The organism is Sciscionella marina DSM 45152 (genome assembly GCF_000379465.1).
Taxonomy (GTDB): Bacteria; Actinomycetota; Actinomycetes; order Mycobacteriales; family Pseudonocardiaceae; genus Sciscionella; species Sciscionella marina.
Map to the genome: position 1 here is coordinate 46,648 of NZ_KB905386.1, position 19,117 is coordinate 65,764.

The following is a 19,117-nucleotide window of genomic DNA, read 5'->3' on the forward strand; positions in this document are numbered from 1 at the left end:
CAGGTTATCCACAGCCGGGGGAATCCATCCACAAGCGACGTTCGGGTCGTTGACTGCCGACTCCGCGCGTGAGTAACTTGCTTTCACCGGCCCTACTGGGGAATTCGTTTTCACAGACGGTGCCCACTCCGTCAAGTGGGTGTGGAGGCAGACGTGTCGAAGAGTGTGTCCAGGCGCGCGGCCTGCGCGCTCGGCGCCGGGGTGGCCGCGGCGGCCGCACTACCCTCGTTGTCCTTCGCTTCCACGGCAGGACGAACACCGGAAGCACCGGGCATCGCGGACTGGGTGGAGAAGCAACTCGGCAGCATGTCCCTGCGCGAAAAGGTCGGCCAGCTGTTCGTGACCCCGGTGAACGGGCAGTCCGCCGACGAGGTGAATCCCAAGAACCGCAAGGAATTCGGCGTCGACACCCCGGCACAGATCGTGGAGCGGTATGCGGTCGGCGGGGTCATCTACTTCAACAACAGCGATTTCGACAACATCGACACCCCGCGGCAGATCGCGACCCTGTCGAACGGCCTGCAAGAGGCCGCGCTTTCCTCGAACGCCGGACTGCCGCTGCTGATCAGCACCGACCAGGAGGGCGGGTACGTCGCGCGGATCACCGAGCCCTACGCCACGGAGGTCCCCGGCAACATGGCGATCGGGGCGAGCAGGAGCACCGCGGACGCCTACGCCGAGACCGCCATCCTCGGTTCCGAACTACGCGCCATGGGGATCAATCAGAACCATGCGCCGGATGCCGACGTCAACACCGAGCCGACCAATCCGGTGATCGGGCTCCGCTCGTTCTCCGATCACCCGGAGCTGGCCGCCCAGATGGTGCGCGCGGCGGTGCGTGGCTACCAGGAAAGCGGCCCGCCGGATCGCACGACGAGCGCCGCGGTGAAGCATTTCCCCGGCCATGGCGGCGCTTCCGGTGACAGTCACACCAGCCTGCCCACGATCAAGCGCAGCCTCGAGCAGTGGCGCAAGATCGACGCGGTCCCGTTCCGTGCGGCGATCGAGGAAGGCGTGCAGGAAGTGATGAGCGCGCACATCGTGATGCCGGAGATCGATCCCTCCGGCGAACCGGCGACCCTCTCCCCGCGCATGATCACCGGACTGCTCCGCGATGAGCTCGGCTACGACGGCCTGATCAGCACCGATTCGCTGCGTATGCAGGGCGTGCGGGAACTGCATCCGGACGCCGAGATCCCGGTACTCGCCCTCAAGGCAGGCATCGACCAGCTGCTCATGCCCGTCAACCTCAACCTGGCCATCAACGCGGTACTCGAGGCAGTCCAGGACGGGAAACTCACCGAATCGCGCATCGAGGAATCGGCGCGCCGGGTCCTGCGCCTGAAGTATCAGCGTGGGCTCGCCGACTACCGGCCGGTGGAGCTCGCCGAACTGCCCCGCCGCGTGGGCACCGCGGCGAACCGGGACCGCGCGCAGGCCATGGCCGATCACACGATCACCGTGGTGCGCAACGACGCGAAGCTGCTTCCGCTGCGCAAGAAACCGCGCTCGGTCCTGGTCACCGGCTGGGGCGAGACGACGACCGAGAACCTGGCCGGCACGATCGGCAAGCGCGGGGCGAACACCCGGGTGCTCACGACCGGGACCGAACCGAGCAAGGCACAGATCACCGAAGCGGTCGGGGCGGCGAACTCCGCCGAGCTGACCGTGGTGCTGACCAACGGGGATCCGAAGGGAATGCAACCCCAGCAACAACAACTGCTCACCGAGCTGATCGCCACCGGGAAACCGGTCATCGCGGTCGCCGCGCAGCGCCCATACGACACGGGGTTCGCGGACGCGCAACGAACCTGGCTGGCCACCTACTCCTCCTCGGCTGCCTCGATGGAGTCGCTGACCAAGGTCATCTACGGCGAGCTCGCCCCGCGCGGGAAACTGCCCGTCGACGTCCCTGCGGGCGGCGACCCCACGAAGATCAAGTACCCGTTCGGAACGGGGCTGCACTGGTGAGCATCGGACGCCGCGCCTTCTTCACCACGAGCGCACTCACCGGGGGCGCGATCGCCGCACCCGCACTGGCCCAGTCCACGAGGGCGACCGCCGAGGCACCGGGACGGGAAGCCGCCGTTCCGGTCCGTACCGGCGCCGACCTGCTCGCCGCGGACCGGTGGCAGGCGCTCGCCGGGCGCAAGGTCGGGGTGCTCGCCAATCCGACGGGGGCGCTCACGAACCTGAGCCACATCGTGGACGACATGGTCGAAGCCGGTCACCGGCCACTGGCCGCGTTCGGCCCGGAGCACGGTTTCCGGGGCACCGCGCAGGCCGGTGGTTCGGAGGGCGGCTACAAGGACCCGCGCACCGGAATCCCGGTGTACGACGCGTACGGGGCGAGCGTGGACAAACTCGCCGGATACTTCCACAAGGCGGGTATCGACACGCTCGTGTTCGACATCGCCAGCGTGGGCGCACGCTTCTACACCTACATCTGGTCGATGTACACCGCGATGCGCGCGGCCGTGCGCACCGGTGCCTCCTTCGTGGTGCTCGACCGGCCGAACCCGATCGGCGGCCAGGCATTCGGGCCCATGCTCGACCCGGAGTTCGCCAGCGGAGTCGGTCTCAAACCGATCACCCAGCAGCCCGGGATGACGGTGGCCGAACTGGCGAAGCTGTTCGACGCGCGGTTCCTCCCCGGGGACGAGGGACGCGGCCTCGCGAAGCTGGAGATCCACCGCTGCCAGGGCTGGCGGCGGGACCGGTTCTTCGCCGAGACCGGTCAGCCGTGGATCATGCCGAGCCCCAACATGCCGACCGCGGACACCGCGCTCGTCTACCCCGGCACCTGCATGTTCGAGGGCACGAACCTGACCACGGGGCGTGGCACCACCAGGCCGTTCGAGATCATCGGTGCCCCGGGTATCGACTGGCGCTGGGCGCAGGCGCTCAACGCGCTCGACCTGCCCGGGGTGCGCTTCGCGGAGACCTACTTCGTGCCGACCTTCTCCGATTTCGCGGGCAAGACCTGCGGCGGCGTCGCCCTGCACGTGCAGACGCCGCACCGGTTCGATCCGATCCGCACCGGGGTGGCGATGCTGGTGACCGCGAAACGCACCTATCCGTCCCTGTTCGGCTGGCGCAAGGACAACTGGATCGACAAACTCACCGGATCCGCGCGGCTGCGCACGATGCTGGACAAGGGCGCGGACACCGAGGACATCGTCGGCGCCTGGCAGCCCGAACTCGAGGAGTTCCGCCGCACCCGCCGTCCCTTCCTGCTGTACTCCTGAGACCGTCCCGCGAGAAAGGGAGATGAATGCTCGATCGGCGCACGTTCCTGCTCGCGTCCGGGCTCGCCGGAACCGCAGCGCTGACCGCAGGTAGCCTGCCCGCGGTGGCCACGTCCGGATCATCCGCCCTCGGCCGGTTCGACCTGCCGCAGTCCGGCTTCGCACCGGCCACCACCCGGCTGCGGCACGGCAGCCCCGCCGGCCTCGGTCTCGATTCCCATACCATCGCCGAAACCCTGCGCGCCGTGACCGGCTACACCCAACCGGACAACGGAATCCCGCTGTTCCCCGGGGCGGTGACACTGCTCGCCCATCACGGCACGATCCTCGCGGAGGAACCGACCGGCTGGGCGCTGCGCTACGCCGACCGGGAGGGCACCGAACTCCCGGTGGCCAGCCGGATCCCGATGCACGCGGACACGATCTTCGACATGGCCTCGATCTCGAAGCTGTTCACCACGCTCGTCGCGTTGTGCCTGCTCGAGGAGGGCGCGATCGCGCTGGACACCCCGGTCGCGAAATACCTTCCCGGGTACGAGACCGGCGGCAAGGCACCGATCACCCCGAAGATGCTGCTCACCCACACCGCGGGGCTGCCACCGGACCCGAAACCCACGCTGTGGCAAGGCTATCCGGACATCCCGGCACGCAAGAAAGCCATCCTCGCCACCAAGATCAAGACCGAACCGGGGACGGCCTACGAATACTCCGACCTGAGCATGCTCTCGATGCAGCTGCTGATCGAACACGTCACGGGGACATCGCTGGACCACCAGGTGCACAAGCGCGTGGTCCGGCCGCTCGGGCTGCGCGACACCGGATACAACCCCTCGCCGCGGCTGCGCGAACGGATCGCACCGACCGAGTACGAGGTGGGCGAGGGTTCCTCGAACCGCGGCCTGGTGTGGGGCCAGGTGCACGACGAGAACGCGTGGTCCCTCGGCGGGGTCGCCGGTCACGCCGGGGTGTTCTCCACCGCGCACGATATGGCCGTGATCGCGCAGATGGTGCTCAATGGCGGCACCTACGCGGGCACCAGGGTGCTGTCCGAGGAGACCGCCGAACTGATCTTCACGAACGTCAACACGGCCTTCCCCGATGACGCGCACGGGCTGGGTTTCGAACTCGACCAGATGTTCTACATGGGCGCCCTGTCGAGCCCGGAAACCGCGGGGCACACCGGATTCACCGGAACCACGCTCGTCATCGACCGGCTCTCCCGCTCGATCGCGCTGCTGCTCACCAACCGGGTGCACCCGAACCGCGAAGGGGACAGCATCAACCCGGCGCGCCAGCGGGTCGCGACCGGACTCGCGCGGGCCATGCGGGTGCCCCCGGTCGCCGGGAACGACTACTGGACCAGTCAGATCGGGGACGACAGCACGGCGACGCTGACCACCGTTCCGTTCGACACCGGGCTGCGTTCGGCCGTCCTCGAATTCCACGCCTTCGTGGACACCGAGGTCAGCGACCCGCTCACGGTCGAGTTCTCCACCGACGCGGGCAAGACCTGGACCCCGCGAGCGGTCACGGCGAGCGGGCCGGGGGCACCGGAGGGCTCGGTGCCCAGCCTTTCCGGGCACGGCCATCGGCGCTGGTGGCGGGTCACCGCATCGATCCCCGAGGCCGCGCGGGCCCCGCGGATGCAGGTGCGCTGGCGGTACACCACCGACAAGCAGTACACCGGCCGCGGCGTCTGCGTGGACAAGGCGCTCATGTACACGGGCAGGCAGAAACTGTTCGACCTGGAACACGACCCCGGCGCCGTGACCGGCGACGGCTGGGCCAGGGCACGACATTGACCCTGTGGAAACGGGTTAGTAAGTTTCCCACGTGACCACCAACGGGCCTTCCGACGGCGGGACCGCGAGCCCACTCGTGCGGATCCGTTCACTCGTCCCCGGGCTGGCGAAGGCCGAGCAGCGGGTGGCCAAGGTCGTGCTCGCGAATCCGGCCGCGGTCTCCCGCACCAGCATCACCGACGTGGCCGAGGCCGCCAACACCTCGGAAACCACGGTCACCCGGTTCTGCAAGGCGATCGGCCTGCGCGGTTATCCCGAGCTGCGGATCGCGCTCGCCGCGGAGAGCGCGCGCACCGAGGCACGCCCGAACAACGACCTCGGCGCGGACATCACCCCGGACGACGATCTCGGCCAGGTGGTCGGCAAGCTCGGCTACGCGGACGCGCGAGCGGTCGAGGAGACCGCGGGCCAGATCGACATCGGAGTACTCGACCGTGTGGTGACCGCCATGGCCGCGGCAGGCAGGGTCGATGTCTACGGCGTGGGCGCGAGCGCGTTCGTGGCACTGGACCTGCAGCAGAAGCTGCACCGGATCGGGCGGATCAGCTTCGCCTGGAGCGATACGCACATCATGCTCACCTCGGCCGCGGTACTCGGACCGGGAGATGTCGCGGTCGCCATCTCACATTCGGGGGCCACCGCCGAAACGGTCGAGGCGCTCCGGCTCGCCGCACGGCACGGCGCGACGACCGTGGCGATCACCAACTTCCCGCGCTCCCCCGTCGCCACCGTCGCCGAGCACGTGCTGACCACGGCCGCGCGGGAGACCACCTTCCGCTCCGGCGCGACGGCAAGCAGGATCGCCCAGCTCACCGTCATCGACTGCCTGTTCGTCGGCATCGCGCAGCGGCACATGGGCACGGCGATGAACGCGCTCGACGCGACCCGTAGCGCGGTCGGCGCGCACCGGCTCGACGAACGTTACGACGGACGACGGCGCCACCCAGGCGAGTCGCACGAGACGAAGGACCGGTGAGCATGCCCCAGCAAGGCGCCGAACAAGTGCGGGTCGAGGCCCCGACCGAAGCACGCAACCCGCGCACCACCGACATCGACCAATTGTCCACAGTGGACGTCCTGCGCAAGATCAACGATGAGGACGCCCTCGTCCCGCGCGCCGTGGCCGCGGTGCTCGACGAACTCGCCGTCCTCGTCGACGCGGCCGTCGAGGCGATCCGCGCGGGCGGGCGGGTGCACTACGCCGGTGCCGGAACCTCCGGCAGGCTCGCGGTGCTGGACGCCGCCGAACTCGTACCCACCTACAACGTTCCCGAGGATCTGTTCGTCTCGCACCATGCCGGTGGCGCGCAGGCCTTGCGGACCGCGGCGGAGAACGTCGAGGACGACACCGAGAACGGGGCCGCCGAGATCCGCGGATCGGCGACCGGCAAGGACGTCGTGGTCGGCCTGGCCGCCTCCGGGCGCACCCCCTATGTGCTCGGCGCGCTGCGGGCCGGGCGCGAACTCGGTGCGCGGACCGCGCTCATCTCCGCCAACCCGCAGGCCGAGGGCAACGCACTCGTCGACGTCGCGCTGGCCGTGGACACCGGCCCCGAGGTCATCGCGGGCAGTACCCGAATGAAGGCGGGCACCGCGCAGAAACTGATCCTGAACGCCTTCTCCACCGCCGTGATGATCAAGCTCGGGCACACCTACTCGAACTTCATGGTCAGCATGCGAGCCACCAACGCCAAACTGCGCGGGCGCACCCTGCGCATTCTCCAGGAGGCGACCGACGCGGACGAGCACCGCTGTGCGCAAGCGCTGGCCGAGGTGGACGGTGACATGAAGACCGCGCTCGTCACCCTGCTCGCCGAGGTGAGCAGCGCCAACGCCTCGGACGCGCTGCGCGCCAGCGACGGGAACGTGCGCAAGGCGCTCGCTGCGCTGTAATGACGACGGCGGGACGACGACTCAGCTCTCCGGGGACCGGTACTCCCGCCTGCGCTGCTCCTCCCGGTAACCGTAGGCGGCCTGCCGGACCGCGGCATCCGATTCCAGGCTCGAGCCCATCGCCCCGGCGATCACTCCCATGGTGGTGAAACCCCAGGCCAGGCTCAGATATGTACCCGTGCCCACCGGGTGCCCCAGCGTGCTGGACAACAGCGACTCCGGCACCAGGAAAGCCGCGATCCCGAGGTTGATGGCGAACAGGCCGAGATAGAGCACGCCGACACCGACGAACAGGGTCACCACGGTGGAGGCGTTGTAGAGCACCGCGAGCCTGCGGAACCCGGAAGCACGGTGCTTGCCCCGCTCCCACAATCGGTGGGCGGCGATCAGCCAGGACACGAGCAGCACCACCGAGGCCACGGCCGCGAGTACTCGGCGGACCGGGTCCAGCAGGTCGCCGATCTGCCAGATGGTGCTCGAGGACAGGCCGAAGGCACTGGTCGCCAGGGCCGCGGCAAGCGCGCTGGACAGGCCGAAGATCAGCCGCCACGGCCGGTTGGCGCGCACCATGCCGCCGATCAGCCGGGGCCAGCCAGGACCGGGAGCGACCGTGTAACGGTGCCCCTCTTCGAGGCTCGCGCGCCGCACCGAGGACCGCAGCGCGGGCGCGGTCTCGTCGAGCAGATCACCGAGCAGCCGCAGCACCACCTGGCGCAGACCGCGCCGGGCACCGAGCCCGCCGACCGCGGGCAGGGAGATCATCGCGGTCCCCCGTCCGGAGTCCGTCTCGGCGAGCAACGGCCGGTCCCGCAGCAACAGTGGAAGATCGGTCACACAGATCGCGTACGTCCAGTCCTGCGCCTCGCGGTATTCGGTCACCGCGTCGAGGATGCGCGCACTGTCCGCCTCCCCCGCGGCCACCGGATCGGACATGAGGTCGACGCGCCAGGAGCGGCCGGTCCGCTCGCGCAGCCACTCGGTGATGTCCTCGGTCAGTTTGGTGCCGATCGTCGTCGGCAGGTCGGGATCGGTGACCAGTCCCAGTACCGCGTCGATGGGGTTCGCATCCTTTCGCCACATATCGGAGGGACACGGCGCGGGCGCTCCACTGACCGGGCGCCCGGAAATCCGGGACGGACCGCGCCGCTCACCCGGCAGTCGCGTCCGCGATTCCCTTCGCCTCGCGGGCTCCCGCCTCGATGGCCTCGCAGTTGAACAGCACCCATTCACGCAGTGCCTCAGCGCCGCCTTCGGCAAACGCTTGCGCAAGGGCGGCGTAGCGCGGTCCGGCACGGAAGGCTGCGACCTCGGGCACGATGAGGCCCTTGGCGTCCAGCCCGGTGCCGATCACGGTCAACCGGGTCGCGGCGCGGGCGACCACTCCATTGGCGACGGCGAACGGGCGCAGGGCGAGCAGCTCACCGTGCACGACGGCGACGAGCACCGGCGCGGGAACCGAGGTCGCCCCGGTGAGCAGCCGGGCGAGCAGGTCGAGCCGTCCACCGTGATCCTCGATGCTCGGCCTGCCGAGGCTGTCGACGTCCTCGACGAGGTCGGCGGCGGCGAGCACGTGCAACCGCGCAAGCGCTTGCAGCGGCGCGCGTTCCCAGGTGGACAGCAACGGCCCGAGCGCCTCGGCCACCCGCAAGGCGCCCGCGAGCACCGGATCCTCGACATCGGCGTCCTCGGGAAGCGCTGGGCTGCCCCCGTCGAGCGCGGCGGAGGCCCGGGCGGCGCGCACCGAGGCCTCGGCGGCGGTGGCGGCCCAGCCGCGCCGGTTCGCCGGATGCCGGTGCACCTCGTCGACCGCGGCACGGGCGGACTCGACGGCATCGGCCACGCCTTCGAGGTCGAGTAGCGGAGCCAGGGGGTCGGTTGCGGACGCCATGGACGACACCGTATCCCCTCCTTGATCGATTACTCCGCCGATTGGAGCAATGACCAGTTGTGCTCGCGAGCTACACGCAGTAGATAGGTGCATAGCACAGATTGTTCAGGTCGCAACTATCGCGGCGAACAACGCAGCTACCAAAGGAGGTAGTGAGAAATGGCCAGCAATGAGGAAGGCGCCCAGATCGCCGACCCCGGTCCGCTCGGTCTCGCCGGTTTCGCGGCGACGACCTTTGTCCTGTCACTCGTCAACGCCGGACTCGTGCCGAAGTCCGTGGAACCCGTGGTGCTCCCACTCGCCCTGTTCTACGGCGGACTCGCCCAGCTACTCGCCGGTATGTGGGAGTACCGCAAGAACAACACCTTCGGTGCGACCGCGTTCGGCACCTACGGTTCCTTCTGGCTGGCCTTCGCTTTGTTCGTCTGGGTGTTCAGCGCGAAGATCCCGGAGAACGAGGCGGCGGTCGCCACGGGGCTCTTCCTGCTCGTCTTCACCATCTTCACCGCCTACATGACAATCGGGGCGCTGAAGACGAACGCTGCGCTGCTCGCGGTGTTCTTCTTCCTGTTCCTGACCTTCCTGTTCCTGACCATCGGCGAGTTCGGTGCCGAGGCACTGGGCAAGATCGGCGGCTGGCTCGGTCTGCTCACCGCGATCCTCGCCTGGTACACCTCGTTCGCAGGAATCCTGAAGGCCACGTTCAAGCGCGATGTGCTGCCGGTGCGGCCGCTGTCGTGAACCGGACGTAACCACTAAGTTCGACACTACGAACACCCGCGCAAAGGAGCCACGCCATGGCAGAGTCAGAAAGCCCAGCCCTGGACAACCTGCTCACCGAGAGCAGGACCTTCCCGCCGAGTCAAGCGTTCACCGCCCAGGCGAACGCCGGCGAGGGTCTCTATGCGCAGGCCGACGCGGACCGCGAGGCGTTCTGGGCCGAGCAGGCGCGGCGGCTCTCGTGGGCGGACGAGTGGCACACGGTGCTCGACTGGTCGGACGCGCCGTTCGCGAAGTGGTTCGTCGGCGGGAAGCTCAACGTCGCCTACAACTGCGTCGACCGGCACGTGGAGGCAGGCAACGGCGACCGCGTCGCCATTCACTGGGAGGGCGAACCCGGCGACACCCGCACGATCACCTACGCGGATCTCAAGGACGAGGTCTCCCGCGCGGCGAACGCGCTCACCGAGCTCGGGATCCGCGCGGGTGACCGGGTCGCCATCCAGTTGCCGATGATCCCGGAGGCCGTCGTCTCCATGCTGGCGTGCGCGCGCATCGGCGCGGCGCACAGCGTGGTGTTCGGCGGTTTCTCCCCGGCCGCGCTGCGTTCCCGCATCGAGGACGCCGAGGCGAAGCTGCTGATCACCTCGGACGGGCAGTACCGCAGGGGCAAACCCGCCCCGATGAAGGAGAACACCGACGAGGCCACCAAGGACACCCCGACGATCGAGCACGTGCTCGTCGTCAAGCGCACCGAGACCGAGATCCCCTGGATCGAGGGCCGGGACCTGTGGTGGCACGAGGCGGTCGGCAAGCAGTCCGCCGAGCACACCCCGGAGGCCTTCGACGCCGAGCAGCCGCTCTACATCCTCTACACCTCGGGCACGACCGGGAAACCGAAGGGGATCCTGCACACCTCGGGCGGCTACCTCACCCAGGCCTCGTACACCCACCACAACATCTTCGACGTCAAGCCGGACTCCGATGTGTACTGGTGCGCCGCCGATATCGGCTGGGTGACCGGGCACAGCTACATCGTCTACGGCCCGCTGTCCAACGGGGCCACGCAGGTGATGTACGAGGGGACACCGAACACCCCGAACGAGCACCGGCACTTCGAGATCATCGAGAAGTACAAGGTCTCGGTGTACTACATCGCGCCCACGCTGGTGCGCACGTTCATGAAGTGGGGGCGCGAGATCCCGGCCGAGCACGACCTGTCCTCGATCCGGGTGCTCGGCAGCGTCGGCGAGCCGATCAATCCGGAGGCCTGGATCTGGTACCGGGACAACATCGGCGGTGGCAGCGCGCCGATCATGGACACCTGGTGGCAGACCGAGACCGGGGCGATCATGATCTCCCCGCTTCCCGGGGTCACCGCGCTCAAACCCGGTTCCGCGCAGACCCCGCTTCCCGGGATCTCGGCGAAGGTCGTGGACGACGATGGCAACGACGTCGGCCGCGGTGGTGGCGGTTATCTGGTGCTCGACAAGCCCTGGCCCGCGATGCTGCGCGGGATCTGGGGCGACAACGAGCGCTACAAGGACACCTACTGGTCCCGGTTCGCCGACAAGGGCTACTACTTCGCCGGTGACGGGGCCAAGTACGACGATGACGGCGATATCTGGCTGCTCGGCCGGGTCGACGACGTGATGAACATTTCCGGGCACCGCATCTCGACGACCGAGGTGGAGTCCGCGCTCGTCTCGCACCCGACCGTGGCCGAGGCGGCCGTCGTCGGGGCCTCCGATGAGACCACCGGTCAGGGCATCGTGGCGTTCGTGATCCTGCGCAGTGCGGCTGCCTCGGAGAGCGACGATCCAGCCAAGGGCGCCGAGGCGATCACCGCGCTGCGCAACCACGTGGCCAGCGAGATCGGCCCGATCGCGAAGCCGCGCCAGATCATGGTGGTGCAGGAGCTGCCGAAGACCCGTTCCGGCAAGATCATGCGCCGCCTGCTGCGTGATGTGGCCGAGAACCGGGCCGTCGGCGATGTCACCACGCTCGCCGACTCCAGCGTGATGGACCAGATCACCCAGGGCCTGCAGGCCGGCGGCGAGGACTGAGTAGCCGACGAGCAGGGCCCACCGGGAACCACCGGTGGGCCCTGCTCGTGTTCAGGCACGCTCGTCCTCCGGATTCGGCCGCCCGGCCACGGTGTTCAGCCAGTGCGGGCCACCACGCGCGTGGAACACGCTGATCGCCAGCGCACCGGCCGCCGCTGCCACCGGCTGCGACCGTCCACGGCCCGCGGCGCACAGCAATCCGCCGGCGAGAGCGAAGGCCGAAACCCCAGCGAGCGCATTGCGTTCCGCCGAGTTCCCGAGCACGCACGAGTACCGGACACCACGGACCCCGCTCAGGAAATGCGGCACCCCGTTGGCGAGCATCAGTCCACCGAGGAAGGCCGCGCCGGTTCGGGACACCATGACCGGTCAACGAGGTGACGATGGTGCGGGTTCCGGCCGACCCGAAACCCGCGGCATCGAACGCGTGTTCTACAGTGTTGTCCGCGTGAGAGCAGCTGAGCGAGAGGAAACCGCAGGTGACCGCACCGGCCGAGAACGCAGCAGAGGAAACACAGACGCCTTCGGGTGGACTCGCCGCGCAGGCAACCCCGGTCACGCCGGATGGCGCACCGGCGAACGGCCAGTCCACCGAACCGGGTGAGGCGGCCGAGGCCAGTGCCGATGAGGCCCCCAAGCCGAAGCGCGGGCGCCCCAAGGGCGGGGCCCGCAAGACCCGCAGCGTGGAACTGACCCTGACGATCAGTGGCGGCGCGGACGGCGAATGGCAGGCCGACCTGCGGCACGGCACCGAACGGCTCGTGCAGGGGATGATCATTCCCGCTGCCGCGGTCTCCCGCGCCGCCAAGGAGCTGCACCCGGAGATCTCCGGCGGGATCGAGACGGTGCTCGACGAGACCCGCAAGCAGCACCGGGAACGCCTCGAGCAGCTCGAGGCGGAGATGAGCAAGGTCAAGCAGGCCCTCGCCGAACTCGAAGACGAGGAAGACGAGGAAGACGAGTAGGAACGTCTCGGGGCTGGGTTGCTTGGCGACAAAACCAGTAGGCTTGCCTCGTGACGGACGGTGACGAGGCGACGGACAGGCGAACCCCCGTCGCCGAGTTCGCCCGGTTCCTGCGCACCGAGACCGTCGGTGGCATGGTGCTGCTCGGTGCGGCCGCGCTCGCGCTGATTCTGGCCAACTCGCCGCTGGACGAGGTGTACCGCGCGATCCGCGAGTTCACGATCGGGCCTTCCGCGCTGCACCTGAACCTGAGCGTGGAGGCCTGGGTCAAGGACGGGCTGCTGGCCCTGTTCTTCTACGTTGCCGGGCTCGAACTCAAACGCGAGCTCGTGGTCGGCGAGCTCTCCACGGTGAAGGCGGCGACCCTGCCCGCGATCGCCGCGATCGGCGGCATGATCGTGCCCGCGCTGCTCGCCTTCGCCGTCGGCGGCAGCGAGATCGGGGACGCCTGGTCGGTCCCGGTCGCCACGGACATCGCCTTCGCGCTCGGGGTGCTCGCCCTCGCGGGTTCCAAGATGCCCAGCAGCGCGCGGGTCTTCCTGCTCTCCCTCGCGGTGGTGGACGATCTCGGTGCGATCACGGTGATCGCGATCCTGTTCACCGACTCGATCAACTGGTTCGCCGCGGGGGGCGCCGTCCTGCTGCTCGCGCTGTACTGGTTCTGTCAGCACAAACGCGTCCGCACCCCGTTCGTCTACGTGCCGATCGCGCTACTGACCTGGTACGCGGTGCACGAGGCCGGGGTGCACGCCACCATCGCCGGGGTGCTGCTCGGCCTGCTGACCAGGGTGCGCCCCGATCCGGAGGAGCACGAGGCACCGGCGGTGCGGATGGAGCACCTGCTGCAGCCATGGTCGGCGGGCCTTGCCGTGCCACTGTTCGCATTGGTCGCGGCCGGGGTGCCGGTCAACGGCGAGGCGCTGTCCGCCGTGTTCGCCGATACGGTCCCGCTCGCGGTGATCGCCGGGCTCATCGCGGGCAAGTTCATCGGGATCACCGGGTTCTCGTTCGCCGCGGTCAAGCTCGGTCTCGGCGCCAAACCCACGGGGCTGGGCTGGCGAGATGTGGCCGCGGTGGCGATGCTCGGCGGGGTCGGTTTCACCGTGTCACTGCTGATCGCGGAGCTCTCGCTGACCGGAGCACAGGCCGATCACGCGAAGGCCGCGGTGCTGATCGCCTCGGCGGTGGCCTCCCTGCTCGCGGCCGCGATGCTGGTGCACCGCAGCCGCGTACACACCGAGCTGCGTGAGTGATGCGTAAGGCGACGGGTGGCATGTGGCACGATGAGCCGCGTGAGCACCGAGGAGCAGCAACCACATGGCCGCTTCGAGCCGGCGGTGCCGTCTATCCCGCTGGCCGAGGACAACGCCTACGCGAGCGGCATTCCGACGAACGGTGACGGGCAGCAGTCCGTCGGCGCGCTCGTCCGGGACGCCTCGACCCACCTCTCCACGCTGGTGCGCGCCGAGGTCGAACTGGCGAAAGCCGAGGTCACCAAGGAGATCAAGAAGGCGCTGACCGGCAGCATCTTCTTCATCATCGCCCTCGTGGTGCTCGGCTTCAGCGCGTTCTTCTTCTTCATGGCGATCGCCGAACTGCTCGCCGATGTCGGGCTCTACCGCTCGGCCGCGTACGGGATCGTCTGGGGCGCGATGTTCGTGCTCGCCGCGCTCGCCGGGCTGCTCGGCTTCCTCAAGGTGCGCAAACTGCGCGCTCCGCAGCGCACGATCGACTCGGCCAAGGACACGGTCGCGGCGCTGCGCAACCGCGGTTCGGCCGACTCCGAGAAGGCGGACGAGGAACAGCAGAGCTGAGCGCTCACGCCGCGCAGGCCCCGGTGGCGACCCGGCTGGTCGAGTCCACGTTCTCCAGCGCGGCAGTGACCTGGCGCCTGGTCAGGGCATAGCCGGTCTCGCTGTCGTTCACCCCGGCACCGAACACCACGCCGAGCACGCTGCCGCCCGGCGTGATCAGCGGCCCGCCGGAGTTTCCGCTGCGCACGGTCGCGCGCAGGATGTAGACCTGGCGGGTCACCCGCTGCGATTCGTAGATGTCCGGGATCCGCAGCGCCTGATCCTCGCGCACCTTCGCGGCCACCGCGGTGTACGGGCCGTCCAGCGGATAGCCGAGCACGATCGCGTCCTGCCCGGTGCTCGCCTCCTGCGAGCTGAACTCCAGCGGCCGCGCGTGCAGCGAGGGAGCCGAGAGGATGGCCACGTCCACCTCGGGGTCGTAGTACACCACCCTCGCGGTGTAGGTGCCGTTCGCCGACTCCACGGTCGTGCTCGTGGTTCCCGCGACCACGTGCGCGTTGGTCATGATCTTGCCGGGCGAGACCACGAAGCCGCTGCCCTCGAGCGCGCGTGAACAGGACGGGGCCCGCCCGCGCACCTTGACCACGCTCGGGCGGACCTTGCGCACCACGGCCGAGCGCTGCAGCGCGGTGTTCGGCGGGCCGACCTCACCGCCGACCGGGGTCTGGGTGAACGGGCTCTCCACGGTCGGGAAGCCCGGGAAGTTCAGCTGGCGGCGCAGCTCCGAGGGCAGGTCCTTCGCGGCCTGGGGCATCAGCGTGTTCACCCCGGCCAGCACCTTGGAACTGTTGATCGCCGAGACCAGTCCGGGCATCCCCGGCATCCCGGTCAGCGAGAGCAACACGAACCAGGCCACCACGAGCACCACGGCCGCCTGCAGCACCGCACCGAGCGCGTTGTCCACCCCCGCGACGTGCCGGTTCGTCACCCGCTTCTTGAGCAGCCGCCCCAGATAAACCCCGATCGTCTCGCCCACCGCGGCCAGCAGCACGGGAATCCCGACCGAGAGCGCGGCACGCAGGCCCAGTGATTCGATCCCGGAGACCAGGGACGGTGCGAGCTTGATCCCGACGACGGCCCCGGCCAGCATCAGCACGATCGCGGGCAGGGTGACCACCAGGCCCTGCTTCGCCCCGATCAGCGCGACCGAGATCGCCAGCAGGATCACGAGCACATCGACCCAGTTCACGCTTGCACCCTCCCCCGCAACGGCGGCATCTCCCGTACGGTCCGCCAGGCTTCGTCGAGCTCGAGCACTCTATCGTGGCCGCGGTCACTACCGGTGTCCCAACCACCCAAGGAGAGCAGACCGGTCAGTACGAGGCCGGTGAAGCCCCAGACGAGCATCCCGGGGACCAGGAAGGCCGGGCCGGTGTACCGCTCACGCACCCGCACCTGCACGCGGTTGGCCGGGTCGAGCAGGTACCGCATCGGGACCCTGGCCACCGCGGCCGTCTCCCCCGGATCGATCGCACTCACCGGGACATCCCGCGTCCAGTACGCGAGCACCGGGGTGACCGTGTACCCGGAGACCGGGATCATCAGCCGGGGAAGGACCCCGATCGGGCGCACCGCGTCCGCGGGAAGGCCCACCTCCTCGCGGGCCTCGCGCAGCGCCGTCTCGACCGGGCCGTGGTCCCCCGGCTCGGCCCCGCCACCAGGGAAAGAGACCTGTCCGGCGTGCGCGCCCAGGGTGTCCGCGCGCAGCTGGAGCACCACATCCTCGGCACCGTCCGCGCCGAACACCACCAGTACCGCGGCCTCGCGCGCGCCGCCGCCCTGCTTCGCCAGCCGCTGCAGCAGCCCGCCGTCCAGCTCGCCGCTCGCCCCGGTCAGGGTGCGCAGCCAGGAGGGCACCAGCTCCGGGGCGACGAGCGGTCCCGCGAAGGGTTCGCCGGACCAGGCCGGGTAGGCGGGGTTGTCAGCCATTCAACGCTCCTTGTACCGGTCGACGGCCGCGGCGATCGAGTCGGTCTCGGTGAACACCCGCGGTTCGGTGACGAAGTGCACCGCGCCGTCGGCGGTCACCACATAGGAAGCGGGGAGGGCGGGCGGCACCGCGAACGCGGCGCGCGCCGCACCGGAATCGTGCACCGCGGGCAACCGGACCCCGAGCTCGCCGAGCATCCTGCGGCCCTGTTCGGGATCGCTCTGCACCTGCACGAGCAGCACGTTCGCCGCGCCCGTGCGGTTGGCGTACTCGGCGAGCCGCGGCAGTTCCTGGCGGCACGGGGCGCACCAGCTCGCCCATACGTTGACCAGGGTGGTCTTCCCGGCGAGCGCGGCCCCCAGGTCCACATCCGAGCCGTCGGCGAGGCAGTTCGCGTGCACCCCGCGCAGCTGGGCGACCTGGCCGCCGCTGCCGCCGGGGCAACCCGGCAGGTTCACCCGCGCCGGTGGCGCTGCCGCGGAGGTGCGCACCGGGGCGGGGGCGGCCCGATCGGATTCGCCCTCGTCACCGCCACGTGGCCACAGCGCGATGACGCAGGCGAGCACGAGCACCACGACGACCAGCAGCCACCGCAGTCCCGTTTTCCTGCCCCGGTCCATCAGCCCAGCTCATCCGCGAGCGCGAGCAGGTGCTCTGCCTCCGGACCTTTCACCAGCGCGGCGGCCTCGTCCCGTCCGGTAGGGCCGATACCGTAGGAGGGGCATTCCCTGGCGAGAAAGCACGCCCCGCAGGCCGGTTTGCGCGCGTGACACACCCGCCTGCCATGGAAGATCACCAGGTGCGAAAGCTGGGTCCAGTCCTTGCGCGGAATGAGCTCACCGATCGCGTGCTCCACCTTGACCGGATCCTCGAGCTCGGTCCAGCCCCAGCGGCGCACCAGCCTGCCGAAGTGGGTGTCCACGGTGATCCCGGGGATGCCGAAGGCGTTGCCGAGCACCACGTTCGCGGTCTTGCGCCCGATCCCGGGCAGTTTGACCAGGTCCTCGAGCCGTGCGGGGACCTCGCCGCCGTGCTTCTCGGTGAGCGCGGCGCCGAGGCCGATGATCGAGTTCGCCTTGTTCCGGTAGAAGCCGGTGCTGCGGATGTACTCCTCGAGCTCGGTCCGGTCCGCGCCCGCGTAGTCGGCCGCGGTGCGGTACCTGGCGAACAGCGCGGGAGTCACCTTGTTCACCCGCACATCGGTGCACTGTGCGGACAGGATGGTGGCGACGAGCAGTTGCAGCGGGGTGGTGAAGTCGAGCTCACAGTGGGCCTCCGGGTACCCGCGGTAGAGCGCGCGCAGCATGCGACGTGCCCGGCGTACCACGGCCAGCTGCGAGGTCGAACGTGCGGTGACAGCCACCAGAACAGGTTACGCATGCCCGGATCCGTGGGAGCACATCTGGGAGCCCCATGCCCTGCCGCGCGGAGCCCTGTCGGCGCCTCGCGGTGTTCTCCTCCTCCCGCTCGCGACGGGCGAGAGCTCCCGGCCGCGCCCTGTGGCGTGACCTGGGGCGAACGCCGGACCCGACACGCCAGGGGCACCCCATGCGTCACGCGAGTTCGGCCATGAGCCAAGATAAGGACATCATGGCTGCCTGGTTCATCCTCATCGTGCCGTTGGTGATCATGTTCTTTGCGCTGTTCATGGAGCGTGTGGAGCACCGGCTGCGGGATGTCGCACTCCGCGAGGAAGAGGTCGAGGAGTTCCTCGAGCAAGCCCGGCCGGACGAGGTCAGGGCGCTGTACGGGCATGGCATCGGCCGCGCGCTTGATATGTTTCGGCTGCGCCGGTCCCCACGCCGTACCTCGCAGACAAAGGCCCAGCGCCCTGCGGCGTAAAGTGCGCCTAGTATGCGACAGTAGTGACCGACCGCACAGTAGATGTAGTCAAGGAGGCACGAGGTGGATGAGGCCCTGTCCCGAGCGGGCATCTTCCAGGGTGTTGAGCCCGCAGCCGTAGAGGCTCTCGTCCAGACCCTGGAGTCAGTCGAGTTCCCGCGCGGCCACGTCATCTTCGCCGAGGGTGAGCCGGGCGACCGCCTGTTCATCATTCAGTCGGGCAAGGTCAAGATCGGCCGCAAGTCGCCGGACGGCCGGGAGAACCTGCTGTCCATCATGGGGCCCTCGGACATGTTCGGTGAGCTCTCGATCTTCGACCCGGGCCCGCGTACCTCGACGGTCACCGCCGTCACCGATGTGCGTGCCTACTCGATGGGACGCCCCGAGCTCCGTGACTGGATCTCGAAGCGCCCGGAGATCGCCGAGCAGCTGCTCCGTGTGGTCGCCCGCAGGCTGCGGCGCACCAACAACATGCTCGCCGACCTGATCTTCACCGATGTTCCCGGCCGGGTGGCCCGTGCACTGCTGACCTTCGCGCAGCGGTTCGGTTCCCAGGAAGCCGGTCTGCTCCGGGTCACTCACGACCTGACCCAGGAGGAGATCGCGCAGTACGTCGGTGCGTCCCGGGAGACCGTGAACAAGGCGCTCGCCGATTTCGCGCACCGCGGCTGGCTGCGCCTCGAGGGCAAGAGCGTGCTGATCCTGGACCCGGAGCGGCTCGCCCGTCGCGCACGCTGAACACCTGATCCACGAAAAAGGCGGCCGGTTCACGAACCGGCCGCCTTTTTCGTGGACTTTCCAGGCATACAGGCCCTTCTGGGCAAACGCTGTTCTGGGCAGACAACAGGGGCCAGGCGCCGCCCCCGACGCGGCGCGCTGGCCCCTGTTGTGTACGCGGTTTATCCCCGATAACCCGCGTTCCCCTACCCTCCAGCCTCTGGCCCCGAAC

19 protein-coding genes are annotated in these 19,117 nt (G+C 69.2%); 12 read left to right on the forward strand and 7 right to left on the reverse strand.

Going from position 1 to position 19,117, the window contains the following annotated elements; genetic code table 11:
• Window positions 1–153 precede the first annotated feature (153 nt).
• The 5 genes from A37U_RS0113660 to murQ are packed head-to-tail and all read left to right on the forward strand — an operon-like array spanning window position 154 to window position 6,943.
• Complete coding sequence (locus A37U_RS0113660) at window positions 154–1,971, forward strand: glycoside hydrolase family 3 protein (protein ID WP_020497205.1); 1,818 nt, start codon at window positions 154–156, stop codon at window positions 1,969–1,971.
• Window positions 1,968–3,248, forward strand: coding sequence for an exo-beta-N-acetylmuramidase NamZ family protein (locus A37U_RS0113665; RefSeq protein ID WP_020497206.1), 1,281 nt, complete (start codon window positions 1,968–1,970; stop codon window positions 3,246–3,248). Before A37U_RS0113660 ends, A37U_RS0113665 begins: the two co-directional genes overlap by 4 nt.
• A gap of 26 nt (window positions 3,249–3,274) precedes the next feature.
• The gene (locus tag A37U_RS0113670) at window positions 3,275–5,050 is read left to right on the forward strand and encodes a serine hydrolase domain-containing protein (RefSeq protein WP_020497207.1); all 1,776 of its coding nucleotides are present in this window, start codon (window positions 3,275–3,277) and stop codon (window positions 5,048–5,050) included.
• Window positions 5,051–5,081: 31 nt separating this feature from the next.
• Window positions 5,082–6,026 carry a MurR/RpiR family transcriptional regulator gene (locus A37U_RS0113675; protein ID WP_020497208.1) on the forward strand — a complete coding sequence of 315 codons (945 nt, stop codon included), beginning with the start codon at window positions 5,082–5,084 and terminating at the stop codon, window positions 6,024–6,026.
• Between the two features lie 2 nt (window positions 6,027–6,028).
• On the forward strand, window positions 6,029–6,943 hold the full coding sequence (gene murQ, locus A37U_RS0113680; protein ID WP_040587611.1) for an N-acetylmuramic acid 6-phosphate etherase: 915 nt from the start codon (window positions 6,029–6,031) through the stop codon (window positions 6,941–6,943).
• Window positions 6,944–6,964: 21 nt separating this feature from the next.
• Here the strand turns inward: murQ and A37U_RS0113685 are convergent, their stop codons facing one another.
• Both A37U_RS0113685 and A37U_RS0113690 read right to left on the reverse strand, forming a co-directional pair.
• On the reverse strand, window positions 6,965–8,023 hold the full coding sequence (locus A37U_RS0113685) for a hypothetical protein (protein WP_020497210.1): 1,059 nt from the start codon (window positions 8,021–8,023) through the stop codon (window positions 6,965–6,967).
• Between the two features lie 67 nt (window positions 8,024–8,090).
• Window positions 8,091–8,831, reverse strand: a complete 741-nt coding sequence (locus A37U_RS0113690; protein ID WP_020497211.1) for a Fic family protein — start codon at window positions 8,829–8,831, stop codon at window positions 8,091–8,093.
• 159 nt (window positions 8,832–8,990) lie between these two features.
• Between A37U_RS0113690 and A37U_RS0113695 the strand changes: the two genes are divergently transcribed.
• Both A37U_RS0113695 and acs read left to right on the forward strand, forming a co-directional pair.
• The gene (locus A37U_RS0113695; RefSeq protein WP_020497212.1) at window positions 8,991–9,572 is read left to right on the forward strand and encodes an acetate uptake transporter; all 582 of its coding nucleotides are present in this window, start codon (window positions 8,991–8,993) and stop codon (window positions 9,570–9,572) included.
• A 56-nt stretch (window positions 9,573–9,628) separates the two neighbouring features.
• Window positions 9,629–11,617 (forward strand): acetate--CoA ligase, encoded by a 1,989-nt coding sequence (gene acs / locus A37U_RS0113700; protein ID WP_020497213.1) that lies wholly within the window; start codon window positions 9,629–9,631, stop codon window positions 11,615–11,617.
• Window positions 11,618–11,668: 51 nt separating this feature from the next.
• Here acs and A37U_RS0113705 read toward each other — a convergent pair whose 3' ends face one another.
• On the reverse strand, window positions 11,669–11,980 hold the full coding sequence (locus tag A37U_RS0113705) for a hypothetical protein (RefSeq protein WP_020497214.1): 312 nt from the start codon (window positions 11,978–11,980) through the stop codon (window positions 11,669–11,671).
• 116 nt (window positions 11,981–12,096) lie between these two features.
• Here A37U_RS0113705 and A37U_RS0113710 point away from each other — a divergent pair, with 116 nt between their 5' ends.
• Genes A37U_RS0113710 through A37U_RS43620 form a run of 3 tightly spaced genes read left to right on the forward strand, consistent with a single transcriptional unit; the run spans window position 12,097 to window position 14,396 of the window.
• A complete protein-coding gene (locus A37U_RS0113710) occupies window positions 12,097–12,582 on the forward strand; it encodes a DUF6319 family protein (protein WP_020497215.1) in 486 nt (161 codons plus the stop codon).
• 50 nt (window positions 12,583–12,632) lie between these two features.
• Window positions 12,633–13,835: a Na+/H+ antiporter NhaA gene (gene nhaA, locus A37U_RS0113715; protein WP_020497216.1), complete on the forward strand. Its 1,203-nt coding sequence runs from the start codon at window positions 12,633–12,635 to the stop codon at window positions 13,833–13,835.
• A gap of 30 nt (window positions 13,836–13,865) precedes the next feature.
• Complete coding sequence (locus tag A37U_RS43620) at window positions 13,866–14,396, forward strand: phage holin family protein (RefSeq protein ID WP_040587613.1); 531 nt, start codon at window positions 13,866–13,868, stop codon at window positions 14,394–14,396.
• Window positions 14,397–14,400: 4 nt separating this feature from the next.
• Here the strand turns inward: A37U_RS43620 and A37U_RS0113725 are convergent, their stop codons facing one another.
• The 4 genes from A37U_RS0113725 to nth are packed head-to-tail and all read right to left on the reverse strand — an operon-like array spanning window position 14,401 to window position 17,632.
• Entirely contained in the window at window positions 14,401–15,585 is a 1,185-nt protein-coding gene (locus A37U_RS0113725; RefSeq protein WP_020497218.1) for a MarP family serine protease, read from the reverse strand.
• A complete protein-coding gene (locus A37U_RS0113730) occupies window positions 15,582–16,325 on the reverse strand; it encodes an NUDIX hydrolase (protein WP_020497219.1) in 744 nt (247 codons plus the stop codon). Before A37U_RS0113730 ends, A37U_RS0113725 begins: the two co-directional genes overlap by 4 nt.
• The gene (locus A37U_RS0113735) at window positions 16,326–16,946 is read right to left on the reverse strand and encodes a TlpA family protein disulfide reductase (RefSeq protein ID WP_020497220.1); all 621 of its coding nucleotides are present in this window, start codon (window positions 16,944–16,946) and stop codon (window positions 16,326–16,328) included.
• Window positions 16,946–17,632, reverse strand: a complete 687-nt coding sequence (gene nth / locus A37U_RS0113740) for an endonuclease III (protein WP_083933491.1) — start codon at window positions 17,630–17,632, stop codon at window positions 16,946–16,948. Before nth ends, A37U_RS0113735 begins: the two co-directional genes overlap by 1 nt.
• A gap of 284 nt (window positions 17,633–17,916) precedes the next feature.
• Between nth and A37U_RS0113745 the strand changes: the two genes are divergently transcribed.
• Together A37U_RS0113745 and A37U_RS0113750 are read left to right on the forward strand one after the other, a co-directional pair.
• Window positions 17,917–18,168: a hypothetical protein gene (locus A37U_RS0113745; protein ID WP_026197202.1), complete on the forward strand. Its 252-nt coding sequence runs from the start codon at window positions 17,917–17,919 to the stop codon at window positions 18,166–18,168.
• 63 nt (window positions 18,169–18,231) lie between these two features.
• Window positions 18,232–18,906, forward strand: coding sequence for a Crp/Fnr family transcriptional regulator (locus A37U_RS0113750; protein WP_020497223.1), 675 nt, complete (start codon window positions 18,232–18,234; stop codon window positions 18,904–18,906).
• Window positions 18,907–19,117: the final 211 nt, after the last annotated feature.

What these genes read in the sequence shown, in the direction of transcription:
- murQ (WP_040587611.1), top strand. Translation starts at nt 6,029, where the DNA reads ATGCCCCAGCAAGGCGCCGAACAAGTGCGGGTCGAGGCCCCGACCGAA.
- A37U_RS43620 (WP_040587613.1), top strand. Translation starts at nt 13,866, where the DNA reads ATGAGCCGCGTGAGCACCGAGGAGCAGCAACCACATGGCCGCTTCGAG.
- A37U_RS0113745 (WP_026197202.1), top strand. Translation starts at nt 17,917, where the DNA reads ATGGCTGCCTGGTTCATCCTCATCGTGCCGTTGGTGATCATGTTCTTT.
- A37U_RS0113695 (WP_020497212.1), top strand. Translation starts at nt 8,991, where the DNA reads ATGGCCAGCAATGAGGAAGGCGCCCAGATCGCCGACCCCGGTCCGCTC.
- A37U_RS0113690 (WP_020497211.1), bottom strand. Translation starts at nt 8,831, where the DNA reads ATGGCGTCCGCAACCGACCCCCTGGCTCCGCTACTCGACCTCGAAGGC.
- nth (WP_083933491.1), bottom strand. Translation starts at nt 17,632, where the DNA reads ATGCTGCGCGCGCTCTACCGCGGGTACCCGGAGGCCCACTGTGAGCTC.
- A37U_RS0113730 (WP_020497219.1), bottom strand. Translation starts at nt 16,325, where the DNA reads ATGGCTGACAACCCCGCCTACCCGGCCTGGTCCGGCGAACCCTTCGCG.
- A37U_RS0113735 (WP_020497220.1), bottom strand. Translation starts at nt 16,946, where the DNA reads ATGGACCGGGGCAGGAAAACGGGACTGCGGTGGCTGCTGGTCGTCGTG.
- A37U_RS0113670 (WP_020497207.1), top strand. Translation starts at nt 3,275, where the DNA reads ATGCTCGATCGGCGCACGTTCCTGCTCGCGTCCGGGCTCGCCGGAACC.
- A37U_RS0113705 (WP_020497214.1), bottom strand. Translation starts at nt 11,980, where the DNA reads ATGGTGTCCCGAACCGGCGCGGCCTTCCTCGGTGGACTGATGCTCGCC.
- A37U_RS0113685 (WP_020497210.1), bottom strand. Translation starts at nt 8,023, where the DNA reads ATGTGGCGAAAGGATGCGAACCCCATCGACGCGGTACTGGGACTGGTC.
- acs (WP_020497213.1), top strand. Translation starts at nt 9,629, where the DNA reads ATGGCAGAGTCAGAAAGCCCAGCCCTGGACAACCTGCTCACCGAGAGC.